Origin of the sequence: Mesorhizobium sp. BR115XR7A, from assembly GCF_020165315.1 — a bacterium.
GTDB lineage: Bacteria > Pseudomonadota > Alphaproteobacteria > Rhizobiales > Rhizobiaceae > Mesorhizobium > Mesorhizobium australicum.
This window is the reverse complement of sequence record NZ_JAIUHW010000006.1, coordinates 108,832-127,185: the sequence shown is the minus strand read 5'-3', so window position 1 is coordinate 127,185 and position 18,354 is coordinate 108,832. Positions and strand designations below refer to the sequence as shown.

Annotated in this window: 17 protein-coding genes; 7 read left to right on the top strand and 10 right to left on the bottom strand. The window is 64.0% G+C overall.

Annotated elements, in window-relative coordinates; all coding sequences use genetic code 11:
* Positions 1-166: 166 nt before the first annotated feature.
* Entirely contained in the window at positions 167-781 is a 615-nt protein-coding gene (gene pncA / locus LB557_RS14725; protein ID WP_224641932.1) for a bifunctional nicotinamidase/pyrazinamidase, read from the top strand.
* A gap of 66 nt (positions 782-847) precedes the next feature.
* A complete protein-coding gene (locus LB557_RS14720) occupies positions 848-2,230 on the top strand; it encodes a sodium:proton antiporter (protein ID WP_181171071.1) in 1,383 nt (460 codons plus the stop codon).
* Here the strand turns inward: LB557_RS14720 and LB557_RS14715 are convergent, their stop codons facing one another.
* From LB557_RS14715 to gcvA, 8 genes are all read right to left on the bottom strand, one after another.
* Positions 2,231-2,953, bottom strand: coding sequence for an ABC transporter ATP-binding protein (locus tag LB557_RS14715; protein ID WP_140615266.1), 723 nt, complete (start codon positions 2,951-2,953; stop codon positions 2,231-2,233).
* On the bottom strand, positions 2,950-3,675 hold the full coding sequence (locus tag LB557_RS14710) for an ABC transporter ATP-binding protein (protein ID WP_224641933.1): 726 nt from the start codon (positions 3,673-3,675) through the stop codon (positions 2,950-2,952). Before LB557_RS14710 ends, LB557_RS14715 begins: the two co-directional genes overlap by 4 nt.
* Positions 3,672-4,634 carry a branched-chain amino acid ABC transporter permease gene (locus LB557_RS14705; protein WP_224641934.1) on the bottom strand — a complete coding sequence of 321 codons (963 nt, stop codon included), beginning with the start codon at positions 4,632-4,634 and terminating at the stop codon, positions 3,672-3,674. The genes LB557_RS14710 and LB557_RS14705 overlap by 4 nt, the downstream gene beginning before the upstream one ends.
* Complete coding sequence (locus LB557_RS14700) at positions 4,631-5,512, bottom strand: branched-chain amino acid ABC transporter permease (RefSeq protein WP_140615272.1); 882 nt, start codon at positions 5,510-5,512, stop codon at positions 4,631-4,633. The genes LB557_RS14705 and LB557_RS14700 overlap by 4 nt, the downstream gene beginning before the upstream one ends.
* A gap of 217 nt (positions 5,513-5,729) precedes the next feature.
* Positions 5,730-7,034, bottom strand: a complete 1,305-nt coding sequence (locus LB557_RS14695) for an ABC transporter substrate-binding protein (protein WP_140615274.1) — start codon at positions 7,032-7,034, stop codon at positions 5,730-5,732.
* A gap of 158 nt (positions 7,035-7,192) precedes the next feature.
* Positions 7,193-8,587, bottom strand: coding sequence for a hypothetical protein (locus LB557_RS14690; protein ID WP_411970551.1), 1,395 nt, complete (start codon positions 8,585-8,587; stop codon positions 7,193-7,195).
* A 50-nt stretch (positions 8,588-8,637) separates the two neighbouring features.
* Complete coding sequence (gene pncB / locus LB557_RS14685; protein ID WP_140824217.1) at positions 8,638-9,942, bottom strand: nicotinate phosphoribosyltransferase; 1,305 nt, start codon at positions 9,940-9,942, stop codon at positions 8,638-8,640.
* A gap of 118 nt (positions 9,943-10,060) precedes the next feature.
* The gene (gene gcvA / locus LB557_RS14680) at positions 10,061-11,032 is read right to left on the bottom strand and encodes a transcriptional regulator GcvA (protein ID WP_224641936.1); all 972 of its coding nucleotides are present in this window, start codon (positions 11,030-11,032) and stop codon (positions 10,061-10,063) included.
* A 210-nt stretch (positions 11,033-11,242) separates the two neighbouring features.
* Between gcvA and speB the strand changes: the two genes are divergently transcribed.
* The 4 genes from speB to LB557_RS14660 all read left to right on the top strand — a co-directional run bounded on the left by speB (position 11,243) and on the right by LB557_RS14660 (position 14,483).
* Entirely contained in the window at positions 11,243-12,304 is a 1,062-nt protein-coding gene (gene speB, locus LB557_RS14675) for an agmatinase (RefSeq protein WP_140711757.1), read from the top strand.
* Positions 12,305-12,378: 74 nt separating this feature from the next.
* A complete protein-coding gene (locus LB557_RS14670) occupies positions 12,379-13,176 on the top strand; it encodes a transporter substrate-binding domain-containing protein (protein WP_411970548.1) in 798 nt (265 codons plus the stop codon).
* A gap of 6 nt (positions 13,177-13,182) precedes the next feature.
* Positions 13,183-13,839: an amino acid ABC transporter permease gene (locus LB557_RS14665; protein WP_015314474.1), complete on the top strand. Its 657-nt coding sequence runs from the start codon at positions 13,183-13,185 to the stop codon at positions 13,837-13,839.
* On the top strand, positions 13,836-14,483 hold the full coding sequence (locus tag LB557_RS14660) for an amino acid ABC transporter permease (RefSeq protein WP_140719258.1): 648 nt from the start codon (positions 13,836-13,838) through the stop codon (positions 14,481-14,483). Before LB557_RS14665 ends, LB557_RS14660 begins: the two co-directional genes overlap by 4 nt.
* Positions 14,484-14,630: 147 nt before the next feature.
* Here the strand turns inward: LB557_RS14660 and LB557_RS14655 are convergent, their stop codons facing one another.
* A complete protein-coding gene (locus tag LB557_RS14655) occupies positions 14,631-15,548 on the bottom strand; it encodes an NADP-dependent oxidoreductase (protein WP_140711763.1) in 918 nt (305 codons plus the stop codon).
* 174 nt (positions 15,549-15,722) lie between these two features.
* Positions 15,723-17,126, bottom strand: coding sequence for an MATE family efflux transporter (locus LB557_RS14650; protein WP_224641938.1), 1,404 nt, complete (start codon positions 17,124-17,126; stop codon positions 15,723-15,725).
* Positions 17,127-17,367: 241 nt separating this feature from the next.
* Between LB557_RS14650 and LB557_RS14645 the strand changes: the two genes are divergently transcribed.
* A complete protein-coding gene (locus LB557_RS14645; RefSeq protein ID WP_224641939.1) occupies positions 17,368-18,285 on the top strand; it encodes an AraC family transcriptional regulator in 918 nt (305 codons plus the stop codon).
* The last annotated feature ends 69 nt before the right edge of the window (positions 18,286-18,354 follow it).

The window sequence follows — 18,354 nt, the reverse complement described above, 5'->3', positions numbered from 1 at the left end:
TTGCGCCGGCATCCGTCCGGCTGGCATCGCCACGCATTTGTTATGCCGCTGGAGGTTGACGCGGAACGCCATCTGGTCAAGTTTCTCCTCCAGTCGCGCCAGCGGCTTTTTCTTTCGCCGGGTGCCTCGTTCGGAGCCCGACCCCAGCCTGACAGGAAGGAAGCCCATGGCCGACGAAGCGCTCGTTGTCATCGACCTGCAGAACGACTTTTGCCCGGGCGGCGCGCTGGCCGTTGCCGGCGGCGACGAGATCGTGCCGCTGGTCAATGACATGGTCCGGCGAACAGACCATGTCGTGCTGACACAGGACTGGCACCCCGCCGGCCATTCCAGCTTCGCCTCCAGCCATCCTGGGTCGCAGCCCTATTCGACGATCGAGATGCCCTATGGTCAGCAGACGCTTTGGCCGGACCATTGCATCCAGGGCAGTCTCGGCTCGGATTTCCATTCCGGACTTGCCTGGACCAAGGCCGAACTCGTCATCCGCAAAGGCTTTCGCCCGGCCATCGACAGCTATTCCGCCTTCTTCGAGAATGATCATGCGACGCCGACGGGGCTCGCCGGCTATCTGCGGGAGCGCGGCATCGACACACTGACCCTGGTCGGCCTGGCGACCGATTTCTGCGTCGCCTTCTCGGCGCTGGACGCGGTCAAACAAGGGTTTAGAACCACGGTCAGGCTCGATGCCTGCCGTGGCATCGATCTCAACGGATCGCTCGAGACAATGCTGGCGAAGATGCGCGATGCCGGCGTGACGCTCGAAGATCGCACTTCGGGCTGACTCGTGGGGGGTAGAAGGGGATACTTGCCGATAGCGACCGGGGCGGGCGGCGCGATCATCGTCGCGATGCTGTTTCCGGCACAGGCCTTCGCGGCCGAAGAGCACGGCCTGCCTGGCGGCGCCATGTCGCTGTGGTGGGCCTTGCCGTTTGCCGGGCTGCTGTTGTCGATCGCGACCGGTCCGCTGCTGTTCCACCATGTCTGGGAACATCACTACGGCAAGATCGCGGCCTTGTGGGCGGCGCTGGTGATCGTGCCGCTCGCGATTGCCTTCGGTGCTCCCGCGGCGACCGAGGCGGTGCTGCACGCGCTGCTCACCGAATACATGTCGTTCATTGTCCTGCTGTTTGCGCTCTACACGATTTCAGGCGGCATCCTGCTTGCCGGCAACATCCACGGCACGCCGCTGGTCAATGCCGGGCTGCTGATCGTCGGGGCGCTGCTGGCCTCGGTGATCGGAACGACCGGCGCCTCGATGATACTGATCCGGCCGATCCTGCGCGCCAACGACAACAGGCCTTTCAATGCCCATGTCGTCATCTTCTTCATTTTCCTTGTGTCCAACATTGGCGGCTCGCTGACGCCGCTCGGCGACCCCCCGCTGTTCGTCGGCTTCCTGCGCGGTGTCGATTTCTTCTGGACGACCACCAACCTCTACCGGGAGACGCTGTTCGTTGGCGTCGTCGTGCTGGCGGCGTTCCTGGCGATCGACCTCATCCTGCACCGGCGCGAGGCCGGCGCACCGAAGATCAAGGATCCGACACCCGATACGAAGGTGCGCCTGCGCGGCCTGGCCAACCTCCCGCTGCTGGCCGGCGTGATCGGGGCCATCCTGCTGTCGGCGGCGTGGAAGCCGGGCGTGAGTTTTTCCGTGTTCGGCGTCGGTCTCGAACTGCAGAACCTGGTCCGCGACGCGATCATCCTCGCGCTGGCCCTGCTATCGCTTCCGCTCTCCTACAAGAGCCACCGCGAGGCGAACGGCTTCAACTGGGGTCCGATCGCGGAAGTGGCCAAACTGTTCGCCGGCATCTTCATCTGCATCGTCCCGGTCGTCGCCATTTTGAGGGCCGGCCACAACGGTGCGCTGGCGCCGCTGGTCGCGCTCGTCACCTCGGCGCAAGGCACGCCCAACGACCTCGCCTATTTCTGGCTGACCGGTGCATTGTCGTCCTTCCTCGACAATGCACCGACCTACCTGGTGTTTTTCGAGCTGGCGGGCGGCGATCCTCGCCACCTGATGACGGAGTTCGCCTCGACGCTTGCCGCAATCTCGGCCGGCGCCGTGTTCATGGGCGCCAACACCTATATCGGCAACGCACCCAACTTCATGGTCTATGCGATTGCCAGACATCGCGGCGTCAAGATGCCGGGCTTCTTTGGGTACATGCTGTGGTCCGGGCTGGTGCTGGTACCGACCTTCTTGGTCGCGGGTTTTCTGTTTTTCGGTTGATCAGCCCACGCCGACATAGCGCCGGACCGCCGAGGGGTCGACGCGCAGGGCCTCGACATCGACCGTCTCGCGGTTGCGGCCGTTTTCGATGAAGCAGACACGATCGGCGACCGACAGCACGGCATCGACCCGCTGCTCGACCAGGATGGTGGAAACATTCATCTCGCGCAGCTTCGACACCGTGTCGCGGATCCTGGCGATCATCGACGGCATCAACCCTTCGGTCGGTTCGTCGAGCAAAAGCACCTGCGGCTCAAGGCAAAGCGCGCGCGCCATGGCCAGCATCTGCTGCTCGCCGCCGGACAAGGTGCCCGAGCGCTGCCGCAGCCGCTGACGCAGCAGCGGGAAGAGGTCGAGAACGTTCTCGCGCGTCGCCTTGCCCTTGCCTCGCGCCATCAGCCCGATCTCGATGTTTTCGGCCACCGTCATCTCGGCGAACAGCCGCCTGCCCTGCGGCACGTAGGCGACACCGGCCTTCGGCACTTCATGCGCCGGCAGGCCGGTCAATTCCTGCCCTGCGAGCCTGATCGAGCCGGCGCGCGCGGGAACCAGGCCCATGATCGCCTTCAGCGTCGTCGTCTTGCCGGCGCCGTTGCGCCCGAACAGGCACAGCACCTCGCCCTTGTTCAGCACCAGGTCGAGCCCATAGAGCACCTGGACCGCGCCATAGAAGCAATCGAGCCCGGAAATCGTCAGCGCTTCGACCGTGCTCGCCTCCGTCATGGCGCCGTTCCCAAATAGGCTTCCTGAACCGCGGCGTTCTCGCGGATCGCCTCGGGCGTGCCCTCGGCCAGGATCCTGCCGGCGTTGAAGACGGTGATGCGATCGGCAAGCTGCATCACGACCGGCATGTTGTGCTCGATCAGCATCACGGTGGCGCTCTTGGCGATGTCGCGCACGAGTTCGATGAAATTGTCGATCTCGCTGTCGGCCAGACCTTGCGTCGGCTCGTCGAGGATCAGCAGGCGCGGTTTCAGCGCCAGGCCCATCCCCACTTCGAGCAATCGTTGATGGCCGTAGGACAATTGCCCGGCCGGCATATGGGTGCGGTCGGCCAGCCCTGTACGTTCAAGCGCAGAGATGACGCCGGCACGCAGCTCAGCCTTCGAGCGGCGATCGCTGAGCGTGAGCTGCACCGGCAGCGCGACATTGTCATAGACGCTGAGGTTGGCAAAGACGCTGGTGATCTGGAAGGTGTAGGCGATGCCCCGGCGGACCCTGGCATAGGTCGGCAGGCCGGTGATGTCGGCACCGTCGAAGACGATCGCTCCCGAAGACGGCTGGATGCGGCCGCTGATCAGACTGACGAAGGTTGTCTTGCCGGCGCCGTTCGGACCGATGACGGCGCGGATCTCGCCCGGCATCAGGGTGAAGTCGACATTGTCGACCGCACGCAGGCCGCCGAAGCTGCGCGACAGGCCCTTGGTGGTCAGCAGCGGCGTCATGGCAGCCATCCAAGCCAGCGCTGGCGGATGGTGCCGAGAATGCCTTTCGGGAAAAACAGCACCAGCAGAATGAGTGCCATGCCGACGATCAGCAGGTAGGCCGACGTGTAGCCGCTGGTGACGTCGATGACATAGTACATGAACAGCGTGCCGATCAGTGGTCCAAGCGTTGTGGCCGCACCGCCGAGCAGCACCCACAGCAGCGGCAGGATCGAATACTGTACCGAGGCGAAACTCGACCCGACATAGCCGAACAGCAGCGCGTAGGCGGCGCCGGACGCCGCGCAGATCGTGCCGGAGACGATAACGGCGGCAAGCTTGTTGGAGAAGGTGTCGTAGCCCAGCATCTTCGTGCGTTCCTCATTCTCCCGGATCGCGATCAGCACGCGACCGTATCTGGACCGGACGACGGCAAGCGTGATCAGCAGCACGAGCGAAAACAAGCCGAGCGCCGTCATGTAGCGTACGGTCGGGTTGGTGAGATCGAGCGAGGTGGCGCCGAGATTGAGGACACGCGCCGGCTGCGGCACGACCTGACCCTGATCGCCGCCGGTCCAGGCCGCGAAATAGAGGATGGCCAGATAAAACACCTGCGCGAACATCATGGTGACGATCATGAAGGCGACGCCCGTGGTGCGCAGCGCCAGGAGGCCGATCACCAGCGCCAACGCCGCGCCGCAGGCAATGCCGGCGAGGAACGCCAGCGGCACGCTCCAGCCGAGCTGGATGACGGCAAGGCCGGCGCCGTAAAGCCCGGCGCCAAAGAACATCGCGTGGCCGAGGCTGAGCAGGCCGACATAGCCGAACAGCATGTTGTAGCCCATGGCGAAGACCGCCAGCACCATGATGCGGGCGAGCAGGCCGTGATAATAGCCCGGCAAGAGGAAGCCCAGCATGAAGAGCATGGCAATCACGCCGAGATGCAGCGCATAGGCCTTTGCCGGCGAAGCTTCGCTCATCGCGATGCCGTCCCGAACAGGCCTTGCGGCCGGAACACCAGCACCATGGCGACCAGCAGCGTGGCGATGATCTTGGCCAGCGTAGGCGAGAAGAACATCGAAATGATGCCGTCAGAGAGGCCGATCAGCACGGCGGCGACGACCGTGCCGCGCAACGAGCCGAGGCCGCCGATGATGACGACGATGAAGGACAAGAGCAGCGGATCCTGCCCCATCAGGTAGTGCGCCTGGCTGATCGGCACGATCAGCACCGCGGCGATCGCCGCCAGCATGGCGCCGAGCGCGAAGACGCCGCCATAGACGCGGCCGACCGGGATGCCGAAGGCCTGCGCCGTCTCGCTGTCATACTGCGTGGCACGCATGATGAGGCCGATCCTGGTGCGCGTCAGCACCAGCCATGTCGCGATCAGCAGAAGAGCGGATGCGGCGATGATAGACAGCTTGTAGCCGGAATAGCCGAACCACGGCAGAAGGATGCGATAGCTGAACGGCGGCTCCACGGGCCGCGCTTCGGGGCCATAGAAGGTCAGCGCCAGCTGCTGGATGATGTAGAGCATGCCGATGGTGGCGACGATGGTGGCTTCCGGATTGTAGTTGAGCCGGCTCAGCACCAGCCGTTCGGCGACCAGCGCGATGGCGCCGACGATCAGCGGCGCGATCACCAGCGCCGCCAGGAAGCCAAGAGCCGGATGGCCGCCAATTGCCGATGTGATCGCCCAGGCAAGCACGGCGCCCAGCATGAAGAACTCGCCATGGGCGACGTTGACGACACGCATGACGCCGAACACCAGCGACAAGCCCAGGGCCGTCAACGCCAGCACGGCCGAGGTGACGAGGCCTTCAAGGGTTGCGAGGAGAAGGTGAGGTCCGAAGTGCATTTGTTATGCACCAACGGATGCGCGAGGCACCCCCCTCTGCCCTGCCGGGCATCTCCCCCGCAAGGGGGGAGATTGGATGTCCTCGCTGGTTTCGCCAATCATCAACGCGGGCAGATGGGCGCTGCCATACGAACTGCCGATCTCCCCCCTTGCGGGGGAGATGGCCGGCAGGCCAGAGGGGGGTGCCTTGGCGCTCACGCTTGCTAGATGGCCAAGTTCACAGCGCCTGCGTCGTGTAATCCCCTTCGGCCTCGTAAAGGCCATCCTCGATCTTGGTCTTGTGCACGACTTTCAGCTTGCCGCCCTCGACCTTGGAGATGTTCTGGATGCCAAAGCACTGGTGGATCTTGCCATTGAAGGTTTTTGGCCCCTGCGGATGCTCCGGGCCTTCGGCGAATTCCTTCAGCGCCTCGGTCGCCTCGACCAGCTTGGCGCGGTCTTCCGGCCCCTTGTAGCCGGCGTCTTCCATCGCCTTCTTGACGACGTAGAGCGTTTCCCAGCAGCCGAACATGTGCGCGGCGGTGGAGACATCCTTGGCGTCGCCGACGGCGGCGCCATTGTCGTCGATGCCGACAGCGGCCCGATAGGCCTTCTGCGCTTCGGTGTCGTCGGGCTGGGCGTAGCGCGGCGAGCCTTCCCAGAAATGGCTGCCGTCGAGGAATTCGAGGCCGGGGCTGTTGATGTCCACGGCTTCCAGCGAATCGATGAAGCCGAAGAGTTGCGGCCGGTTGGAACCGTAGAACTCGCCGAGTTCCTTGACGAAGGTGAGCACCGCCGGGCCGACCATGACGTGGTAGATCACCTCGGTCTCGGGCGGGATTTGCGGGAAGTACTTGGTGAAGGACGATTCCGTCGGTGGAATGGCGATCTGCGCGATCACCTCGGCGCCTTGCGCCTTCAGCGCCGGCGGCAGGTAGTCGCGATGGTCGTAGCCGAAGGCGAAATCGGGGAATATCTGCGTCACCTTCTTGCCGGCATTGGCCGCGATCCATGGCGCCATCGACTGGATCTGGCTCTTCACGTCGGTGATACCGGGCTGGAAGACATAGCGGTTGAGCTTGGTCGAGGCGACATGGTGACCTTCGCTGACGACGAAGTAGGGCATCTTGTTTTCGCCGGCGGCAGGCGCCGATCCGATCACGACATGCGAGAACAGCGTACCGAAGACGATGTCGGTCTTGTGCTGGGTGGCGAACTTGCCGACCACTTCGGCGCCGCGGCCGGGATCGGTGCCGTCATCCTCGATGATCACCTCGACCTGGCGGCCATTGATGCCGCCGGCGGCATTGATCGCCTTGATCGCGGCGGCGGTCGTCTTCTCGTACCAGCGGCCATAGGCGGCGCCAATGCCGGTGCGGTGCGACTGGAAGCCGATCTTGATCGGCGCCGAACTCTGTGCCTGGGAGTAGCGGACGAAGCCGGGCGCCATGGCGAGGCCAGCGCCGGCGGCGAGGCCCTTCAGCGTGGTACGGCGGGTGAGTGCGGTTTTGGAGAGATCGAAAAATCCGTTCTTGTCAGTCACGTTCGTTCCCCTGTTTTTGTGTTTTGACCAACGATAAGGCGGCTCGAACATCCTCGGCAAGAGGATGCAAAATTGCATGTGTACAAACTAAATCACCAAAGGCTTGGCCTGGCAAGCAAGCTTTCCGTCGGGGCATGGCTCACAGGAGATGGCTTGTCTCATCCGACTGTCGGCGTGGCAAGCAGCCAGAGACCGAAAATGGTGTAGGCGATCATCAACACGGTGAGCGGAAACTGACTGAGCGCGGCGCGGGCAGGCTGGGGATGCAGGCGCCAGGCAAAGCCGTGCGCGACGAGGACAGCGAGCACATGGCCAAGGATGATGGCGCCCGCCTGGACATTCCACAGCCACCATGCCGACGCCGCGCCGGCGACGATGCCGGCCTCGACCTGCATGTCGGCGGTGCCGAACAGGTTCCAGCCCAGCGCGAAGGGATCGGACAGGGAGGCCAGCGCATATTGGCCGTCGACCAGCAGCGCCGTCAGATAATGCGCGACATGGTAGGCGAGCGCGATCGGCACGATCGACCACACCAGCATGCCGGCTGCCTGGGCGAAAGGCTGGCCGCCGCGGGCAAGACGCTGGCCGAGGACGACGGCAAGCAGGAACACCGCCGCGAGCAGCACGAAGGTCATAACGAGCCCAAGCGTGCCGCTGCCGATCACGGCCGTGCGGCCCGGAAATTCGAGCGGATTGATGCCGAACAGGCCGAGCCAGGAGAAGGTCTTCGACAGGCCGTCGAAGGAGACCGAGGACAAAGCGAGCAGCAGGAAGGCGATGCCGCTGGCGGGCAGCTGCTGGGCCCGGAGCAGTTTGGCGCCCGGCCAGCACAGCGCAAGTCGGCCTTTGTCGCCGCGCTCGATCGGCGCGAAGCGCGCCACCACCGAAAAGAAGATGCCGAGGAATTCACCGCTTCGACCCCATCTGTCGTAGCCGAACACCAGCATCGCCACCAAGGTGAACAGCCAGTAGAGGCCGGCGGCGAAGGCCAGCCGCGCCGGATCGTCAGGAGCGGGATAGACGAGTTCGAACCAGGCGAAGGCAAAAAACAGCATGACAGCCGGCCAGCAGCCGAGCCATTGCGGAAGTTGCCTGACGCCGTCATCGCTTCCGCCGGTCAGCCGCGACAGCAGCCGCCACGGGCCGTACCAGGGGTTGAGCCACGACCAGAGATCGAACACGCCTTGCAGCAGTGTCAGGCCGGCCCATAGCAGCGTCCACACCACCAGTGGCAGCGGGTTGGAGAGCGGGTCGCGGCTGCCTATGAAGCCGGCGGCGAGGAGAATTGCAAAGCCGGCAAAGGAGATCAAGCTGATGGCGGCGCGGACGCTGTCGCCGAAGGCGAATAGCGGCAGGCGTCGGCGCCAGAAACGGTCGAGGGTGTCGGGCGGCAGCAATGCCAAGACAAGGAAACTGGCGGCCACGGCGAAAGCGCCGCCGACAAGATAGTAGCCGGTGGGGAGGAGCAGGACGTGGCCACGGTCGGAGGCGTGGGCGAAGGCGGAAGTGGGGGAGACGAGCCACAAGGCCGAGAACCACAAGGCAAACGGCAGACCGAGGCGTTCTACGGCGGAACTCGAACTGTTCAAGAGCCCGACCACCCTCAAACCTTGACCAGTTGCTCCACGCGATCCTTCTGCCCAAAAATCCTCAGATACCGCTCGATCTCCTTGAGATCGCCGGTCGCCTTGGCCGGGTTGTCGGAGAGCTTGACCGCCGGCCTTCCATTGGCCTCGGTGACCTTGCAGACCAGCGATATGGCGTCGAGGCTGTTGGTTTGCGTCGGCGCGCAGCCTTCGAAGTCGTTGGTCAGGTTGGTGCCCCAGCCGAAGGACATGCGCACCTTGCCCTTGAAGTGGCGGTACGTCTCCTCGATGGTCTCGACCTCGAGCCCGTCGGAGAAGATCAGCAGCTTCTGCTTGGGGTCCTTGCCCTTCTCGCGCCACCAGTCGATGATTTTTTCGCCACCTTCGATCGGCGGCGCGCTGTCGGGGCGGAAGCCGGTCCAGTCGGCCACCCAGTCCGGCGCGTCGCGCAGGAACGAGGCGGTGCCGAAGGCATCGGGCAGCACGATCAAGAGGTTGCCGCCATAGTAGCGCTGCCAGTCCTGCAACACCTTGTAGGGGGTCTGTTTCAGCTCCTTCTCTGAATTGGCAAGGGCGGCAAACACCATCGGCAGTTCATGCGCGTTGGTGCCCAGCGCTTCGAGATCATTGTCCATGGCCAGCAGCACATTGGAGGTGCCGGTGAAAGCTTCGCCGATGCCTTCCTTGAGCGCCTCGACGCACCAGCGCTGCCACAGGAAGGAATGGCGCCGGCGGGTACCGAAATCCGAGATGCGGATGCCGGGCAGCGCCTTCAGCCGTTCGGTCTTGGCCCACATCTTGGCCTTGGCGCGGGCATAGAGCACGTCGAGCGTAAAAGGCCCGAACGATCGCAGAGCGGCACGCGAACGCAATTCATTGATGATGGCGAGCGCGGGGATCTCCCAAAGCGTGGTGTACATCCAGGGGCCGGAGAAAGAGAGCTCGTACTGGCCGTCACGCTTGGAAAGCTCATAGTCGGGCAGCCGGAAGCCTTCCAGCCAGGCGAGGAATTCCGGCTCGAAAATCTGCTTGCGGCCGTAGAAATTGTTGCCGGCCAGCCAGATCATTTCCTTCTTGGAGAAGCGCAAGGTGCGGGCATGGTCGAGTTGTTCGCGCAGCTCGCCTTCATCGATCTCGTCGGCGAGGCGGACCGAAGTCGTCCGATTGATCAGCGAGAAGGTGGTGTCGACCTTGGGGTACATGCCCCAGATCATCTGCAGCATCAAAAGCTTGTAGAAATCCGTATCGAGCAGGCTGCGCACGATCGGGTCGAGCTTCCAGGTGTGGTTATAGACACGCCGCGCAATATCGGTCTTTGCCATGCTTGCTGCCGCCTTCGCTGCCTGCCACCCACAATCGCGACAGGCCTCATAGCATCGAATTGGCAAAAACGCTGCCCGCTTTCAGGCTGGCCCGACAAAAAGAAAGCCCTGCATGCGGCTATGTGGGTTTGCCGCCCATCACCTTGAGCGCGGGACGTTTGCGGCGGGTGACGAGGCGGCCCGCAACCGGGGCGTCGGCGCGGCCGTCATCCCCGGCCTTCTCGGCAAACAGCCAGTCGATGAACACCTGCACGATCGGCGTCGTCCGCATTTCGTTGCGGCAAACGACATAGAAATCGTCGACCGCCGGCACCGACAGGCTGAACGGCGCGACCAGCATGCCCCTGGCCAGCAGCGCGCTTGCCGTCACCGAGTCGCCCAGCGCCACGCCATGGCCATGGACGGCGGCTTCCGCCGTCATGCGTGCATCGCCGAGATGATGGCGCCGGCCGCGCTCCAGGTCCAGCGCGTCGGCGGCGGCCAGCCAGGTGTGCCACTCGCGGCCATCGTCGCCATGCAGCAAGACATGGTCGGCGAGGTCGCGAACATTGCGGATCGGCCGGTTGTTGATCAGCGTCGGGCTGACCACCGGGAACAGCTCCAGGCCCGACCATTTGCGCATCCAGCAATCGGCCCAGCTGCCATCGCCATAATGCACGCAGACATCGATATGCGGCGCCCGGATATCCTTGGGATCGTTGGAGGGAATGAGCTTCAGCTGGATGTCGGGATATTGCGCGGTGAAGCTGCCCAGCCTCGGCGTCATCCACAAGAGCAGCAACGCAGGCACGCAGGACACCGACAGCGCGCCGCTGCTTGCCGGCCGCGTCAGCCGTTGGGTGGCGGCGGCGATGCCGTCGAAGGCGACCGATACCGCCGGCAAAAGTTCGGCGCCATGCGGGGTCAGCTTGACCCGCTGGCCGACGCGCTCGAACAGCTTGACGCCAAGCGATTGCTCCAGCGCCTTGATCTGGTGGCTGACGGCGCCGTGCGTGACATTCAGTTCGTTCGCCGCCTTGGTCAGCGAGGCATGGCGGGCCGTGGCCTCGAAGGCGCGCAGCGGGTTGAGTGGTGGCAGGCGCTTGGCCATGGATGCTCGGCTTTACTGTGAGATTTTCTCACAGGAAACACCCTAACAATATCAATTGCTTTTTCAAAGCGGCTGCCGGACACTTTGATCCGGAACAACATCAAGACGTGAAATCTGCAGACTGCCAGCGGGACAACGGCCCGGCCGGATGACGGTCGGTTCGCCCGAAATCACCGCCGGCACCACTGCATCAGCCGAGGAGAAGCGGATATGGGATACGATCGCGGCAAGCTCGATGCGCTGCGTCGCAAATATGGCGAGAGCCATGGCGGCGAGATGTTCGACCCGAAATTCCGCAAGGTCGCCGACAAGATCTTTTCCAAGAGCGGCACGCGGCTGGCGCCCTATTCCGGCATCCCGACCTTCCTTGCCGCGCCCTACCGCGAAATCGCAGCGGACAATCCGGACTTCGGCGACCTGCAGGTGGCGATAACAGGCGTGCCGATGGATCTCGGCGTCACCAACCGGCCGGGCTCGCGCTTCGGGCCGCGCGCCTTGCGGGCGATCGAGCGCATCGGCCCCTACAATCATGTGCTGGAATGCGCGCCGACGCATGAACTCAGGGTCGCCGACATCGGCGACGTTCCGTTCCAGAGCCGCTACCGGCTGGAGACCAGCCATGAGGATATCGAGCGGCGCATCAACCAGATCGTCGACGCCGGGGTCATCCCGTTGTCGGTCGGCGGCGACCACTCGATCACCCACCCGATCCTGAAGGCGGTCGGCAAGAAGGCCCCGGTCGGCCTGATCCACATCGACGCCCATTGCGACACCAGCGGCCTGTTCGACCTGACCAAATTCCACCATGGGGGCCCGTTCCGCAACGCGGTGCTGGACGGCGTGCTCGATCCGACGCGCACCATCCAGATCGGCATCCGCGGCTCGGCCGAATATCTGTGGGAATTCACCTACGAGTCCGGCATGACCGTGGTCCATGCCGAGGAAGTGACCGGTCTCGGCATTCCCGCCATCATCGAGAAGGCGCGCAGAATAGTCGGTGACGGCCCGACCTATGTGTCCTTCGACATCGACAGCGTCGATCCCGCCTTCGCACCGGGCACCGGCACGCCGGAAGTCGGCGGGCTGACGACGCGCGAAGTGCTCGAACTGCTGCGCGGCCTCAAGGGTCTCAACATTGTCGGTGGCGATGTCGTCGAGGTGGCGCCGCAATATGACGCCACCACCAACACGGCGCACGCCGGCGCGCAGGTGCTGTTCGAGATCCTGAGCCTGATGGTGTTCAGCCCGGCAGTATCAGGCAAGGGGGCCTGACAGAGAAAGGCGGCCGCCGCACTGGAGCCGGCGGCCGACCCAAACAATCAAAAGCTTCCAGAAGGGGAATGACAATGACAATCCACCGCAAATCATCCATCGCCGCCGTTCTGCTCCTGGGGTTAGCCGGCTTCGCCACGCAAGCCGCCAATGCCGACGCGCTGGCCGACATCACCAAGGCCGGCACCATCAATGTCGGCGTCTTCGCCGACTTCCCGCCTTTCTCCTCGGCCAGTGCCGACATGAGCCTCAAGGGCTATGACATGGATGTGGCGCAGTACATCGCCGACACGCTCAAGGTGAAGCTCAACACCGTTGCCGTCACCGGCCAGAACCGCATCCCCTATTTGAACGACCATCGCGTCGACATCCTGATGAGCGTCGGCTACTCGAAAGAGCGCGAGCAGGTCATCGACTTCGCCGCTGCCTACGCGCCCTATTACATCGCGGTGATCGGTCCGGCGGCAATGCCCGTCAAAGGCAAGGAAGATCTCGGCGGCAAGTCGGTCGCCGTCAATCGCGGCACGCTGGAAGACACCTCGCTCACCGAAGCAGCACCGGCCTCGGCGGACATCAAGCGTTTCGACAACTACAATTCGGTGATCCAGGCCTTCATCTCAGGCCAGACCCAGTTGATGGTCGTCGGCAACGATGTCGGCGCGCAGGTGCTGGCCAAGCAGGATGCGCTGAAGCCTGAGCAGAAGTTTCAGCTTCTGACCTCGCCTTCGCATATCGGCCTCAACAAGCATGAGGATGCCCTCAAGAAGGCGGTCAACGACGCCATTGCCAAGATGCTGGCCGACGGCAAGCTGGACGAAAGCTCGAAAGCCTGGCTGAAGACGCCGCTCAACCCCGACAACCTCAAGGATTGAGTTGCCGTGGCCTTCGGCTGGCTTCCAGGTGCCGTGGCCGACATCGCGCACGGCGCGGCGACGACGATCCTTTTGATCGCCGTCACCACGCTTGCGGGCACGCTGCTCAGCATCCTCGGTGCCGCCGGGCGGCGAAGCGGCCCCGCGCTGCTGCGCCGGGCCATCGGCTGGTATGTCGAGGTGATGCGCAACACGCCGTTCCTGGTGCAGCTCTTCTTCATCTTCTTCGGCCTGCCGAGCCTCGGCATCAGGCTCGATCCGATCCTGGCCGCCATGCTGGCGATGACGCTCAACATGGCCGCCTACACGATCGAGATCGTCGGCGCCGGCCTTGACGCGGTGCCGCACGGGCAGACGGAAGCGGCCCTGGCGCTCGGGCTGAGGCCACGGCAGGTGTTCATCAAGATCGTGCTGCCGCAGGCGCTCAAGATCATCTATCCCGCGCTGACCAGCCAGATCGTCATCATGATGCTGGAATCAGCCGTGGTGTCGCAGATCGCGGTGCGCGAGCTGACCTATGAGGCCGACATGCTGCAGGCGCGCACTTTCCGTTCTTTCGAGACGTATTTCGTCGTGACGCTGGTCTATCTCTTGATGTCGATGGCCTTGCGGCGGCTGCTGGTTGCAGGCGGCCGCCGCGCGCTCGGAGCTGGCGTGTCATGATCGAATTCACCCTCTGGGACATCGTGCGCAACCTTCTGCTTGCCGCGCGCTGGACGGTGCTTTTGTCGCTGGCCGCCTTCGTCGGCGGCGCGCTGGTCGGAATGGCGGTGCTGTTCCTGAGGATCGCCAAGAATAAATGGAGCCGGCGCGTTGCCTCCGGCTACATCGCGTTGTTCCAGGGGACGCCGCTCTTGATGCAGCTGTTCCTGATGTTCTTCGGCCTGCCGATGCTTGGCCTGCGCATCGAGCCGTGGACCGCGGCGGTGCTCGGCCTCACCTTCTTCGCCAGCGCCTATCTGGCCGAGATCTGGCGTTCTGGCGTCGATGCGCTGCCATTGGGCCAATGGGATGCCGGCGCCAGCCTCGGCCTGCACTATTTGCAGGAGCTCAGGCTGATCATCCTGCCGCAGGCGTTCGCGATCACCCGCGCGCCGACGGTCGGTTTCCTGGTGCAGCTGATCAAGTCGACCGCGCTGACCTCGATCATCGGCTTCGAGGAGCTGGTGCGAACCTCAAACGCCATCAACAACGCCACCTTCGAACCGTTCAAGGTCTATGGGCTGGTGGCGCTGATCTTCTTCGCCCTATGCTTTCCGCTGACGCAGTATGCGCGACGGCTCGAACAACGAGCGGCGGCTCGATGAGCCGAGAGCATGTTGCGCTGGCCAACATCGACGCCGGCCGCAAACTCCCGGTGCCTAGCGTTCGAACGCCTCTTGAAGGTCATTTGATCTGCTGGATGCTCAGCTTTCGACCGACGAGGACCCTTGCCCCTCGCCATTTCCAAATCCTCACGGACGAACGCGGATGATCGTCTTCCCAGTGCGTCGCCCGGTAGGGTTGAAGGCGGCGACGGCATCGTTGAGGGTCGAAACGTTGCCGATGTTCGTCCGCAGTCGTCCGTCCCGCACCCGCTGGACGATCTCGCTCAGTTGGGCACGATCGGACTCGACAACGAAGTCGACCGCCAGGCCGTCGGCAGGCCGCGCCTCTGTCGATCCGACGACGGACACCAGTGTTCCTCCGGCTCGAATCAGGCCGGCGGACCGCTTCCCGATTTCCCCGCCGATCACATCGAACACGAGAGCGACTTCGCCCACGTCTTCGAGGGCGTCGTTCTCGAGGTCGACGAACTCATTCGCGCCAAAGTCGAGCACCGTCTGACGGTCGGCGGCGCGTCCGGTGCCGATGACGTAGGCGCCCGCCTCTCGTGCAAGTTGCGTCACCATCGACCCGACCGCGCCGGCCGCACCGTGCGCGAGGACGCTCTGCCCCGCCTGAAGGCGGCCATGCTGGAAGAGTCCCTGCCACGCGGTGAGACCCGAGATCGGCAGGCTTGCGCCCACCGTGAAGTCGACGTCGCCCGGCAGCGGCGCGAGGTTGCGTGCTTCCATGGCTACATACTCCGCGAGCGTGCCGTCGCGATGCCAGTCGGCGAGGCCGAATACTCTCTGACCTACCGACAGTCCCGTTGTGCCGTAGCCGAGTGCGACGACAACTCCGGCCAGCTCGTGCCCAAGGATCGACGGTGTTCGGTCAAGGCCGCGGCGATCGGTCCAGGTCGAGGGCCATGCCAGCTCGGTCGGGACGAATCCCGAAGCATGAACCTGAACGACGACATCGTTTATCGCTGGCTGCGGCTCAGGCCGCTCCACCAGCTTCATCCCGGCCGTTCCCGCAGCCTGGTCCGTCACCACAATTGCCTTCATGATAATTCTCCTCGGTCATTTGTCTCTTGGTGGAAACGTTTGCCGCTTGGGAACCGTTCAATATCTCATGCCAGGGCCTTCTCTTAGCGGGCGTCCGTGGTCCGATCTGAAGGCGTCGTTTTAATGGGCGGCAATGTTAGGACATGACGGAAGGCTGGCAACCGGCCACCGGGTTCAATGTCCGAACGCGCCTGACGGCACGATGCGGTCGCGGCGCAGCCAGCGGGCAAGAAGCAGCGCTGCCACCACGGCCAGCCCCGAAGACAGGCCGATCCAGATGCCGACGCCGTGGAAGCCGAAATGGAAGGCGAGCAGCACGCCGAGCGGCAGGCCGACACCCCAATAGCCGATCGCGGCATAGATCATCGGGACCTTGGTGTCGTGCAGGCCGCGCAGCATGCCGGCGGCAACCGCCTGCGCGCCGTCGAAGACCTGGAACAGGGCGGCGAAAACCAGGAACGAACCGGCTAGCGCGATCACCCTGGCATTGGCGGGATTGCCAAGGTCGATGAAGGCGCTGATCAGGAGATGCGGCCAAAGCACCATCACCAGCCCCATCAGCGCCATGAAAGAAACGCCGATGACGAAGGCGGTCCAGCCGGCACGCGACACACCTTCGGGATTGCCGGCGCCATGGGCAAGCCCGACCCGCACCGTCACCGCCTGGTTGAGGCCGAGCGGCACCATGAAGGAAATCGAGGCGATCTGGATGGCGATGGCGTGCGCGGCCAGCGAATCCGCGTCGATCAGACCCATCAGCAGGGCGGCGGCATTGAAGATCGTCACCTCGAAGGCGAGGATGCCGGCGATCGGCAGGCCGAGCCGCAGCAGGCCCTTGAAGCGCGGCCAGTCGGATCGCCAGAAGCGGCCGAACAGGTGATAGCGCCGGAATTTTTTCTCCCACATCACCACGACAGCCATGCCGACGAACATCAGCGTTGAGGACAGCGAGGTCGCAAGGCCCGAGCCGGCGATGCCCATGGCCGGAACACCGAGATTGCCGAACATGAACACCCAGTTGGCGAACACGTTGAAGGCCACGGCGACGAAGACGATGACCAACGCCCAGCCCGGCCGCTCCATCGCCGAGATGAACGAACGCAGCACGATGTAGCCGTAGAAGGGCAGCACCGCCCACTCCAGCCAGCGCAGGTAAATGCCGGCCTGGCGCGCCAGCGCCGGCTCCTGGCCCATGGCCAGCAGGATGGCCTCGCCGTGCCACAGCACGAGCCAGATCGGGACCGAGATCAGGATCGCCAGCCACAGGCCCTGGCGCACGGTGCGGCGCAGGTCACGTACGGAATAGCGGCGGCGGCCAAGCTCGGTCGCGATCATCGGCGAGGTCGCCAGCATCAGGCCGAGGCCGAAGATCAGCGGCATGAAATACAGGTTGGCGCCGAGCGCGCCGCTGGCCAGCGTGTCCGCGCCGAGGCGGCCCATCATCATGACGTCGGTGGCGGTCATCGCCGTCTGGCCGAGATTGGTCAGCACCATCGGCCAGGCCAGCGCCAGCGTCGCCCTGATTTCCTGACGCCAAAGATTTTCCGGCGCGCGAGCGCCGGCTTCGATCGCGGACATTGTCCTGCTCTTTCAAGGTTGCGGCGCGTCGGCAAAGAGCCGGAAGCCGCATTGCAAACGGCAAAACCTTCGGTTTCGCGGCGTTTGCGCCGTCTCTTGAACGAAATGCGACATGAAGGCAAGGGAGGGGCGCGAGAACAGATTGAACCAGCGCCATTGCCGGGAGGCGTCGCCTCGTTCCCTTGCCGGCCCGGGCTGCTCCGGATTAAAACGTCGGCGGCGGGCGAATATGGGAGGCAGGATGGCGTTCAGACGCAGAAAGAACACGGCGGCGATCCCGCGCACGGCGCCTTCCTTCGAGCATATCGTCACCGAGGCGAGCGACAGTTTCCTGTGGCGGCTGGACGACTATCCCTGGGAGCGCAACGTCTGGAACTTCCATCCGGAATACGAGATCCACCTGCTGCGGAAATCCTCCGGCGTGGTCCTGGTCGGCGACCATATTGGCGAGTTCGGGCCGGGCTACCTCACCATCGTCGGTGGTGGCCTGCCGCATGACTGGGTCACCGCGGTGCAGCCAGGCGAGTTGATCGAGGGTCGCGACATCGTGCTGCAATTCGATGCCGAGCGGCTGCGAGGATCGGCTGACATGCTGCCGGAATTGCGCGAACTGGAGCCGTTCCTGGAACGGTCGCTGCGCGGCATGGTCTTCCACGGCGGGACCGCGCTTGAAGGCGCCGCGCTGATGGAGCGGATGGGTACGGTGCATGGGCTGGCCCGGTTCTGCCTGTTCCTCGAACTGGTCGGCCTGCTGGCCCGGACCGATGAGTATGAGCTGTTGTCATCACCGAACTTCCAGCCGGTTCTCGACGCCGCCTCGCTCGACATCATCCAGCGCACGCTGACCTATCTGTTCCAGCATTTCGCCGAGGATCTGAAGCTGCCTGACGTGGCCGAGCTGGCCGGCATGAGCGAAAGCACCTTCTCGCGGTTCTTCCAGAAGAACACCGGCAATTCCTTCAGCGACCATCTTGCCAAGCTCAGGCTGTGGCAGGCGTGCAAGCTGCTGGCTGACACCGATGTCCCGATCACCGACATCTGTTTCCAGGTCGGCTACATGAATATCTCCAACTTCAACCGCGCCTTCCTGCGCAAGCACAAGATGACGCCGTCATCCTATCGCAAGCTGTCGCGGCAGCGTCTGGCGATGCGCGCATAAGCGCATCCTGAATCGCCCTTTTGGACCAGATCGATACTCGTGTGACGCGTCCCCTATGTGGGTGCCGTT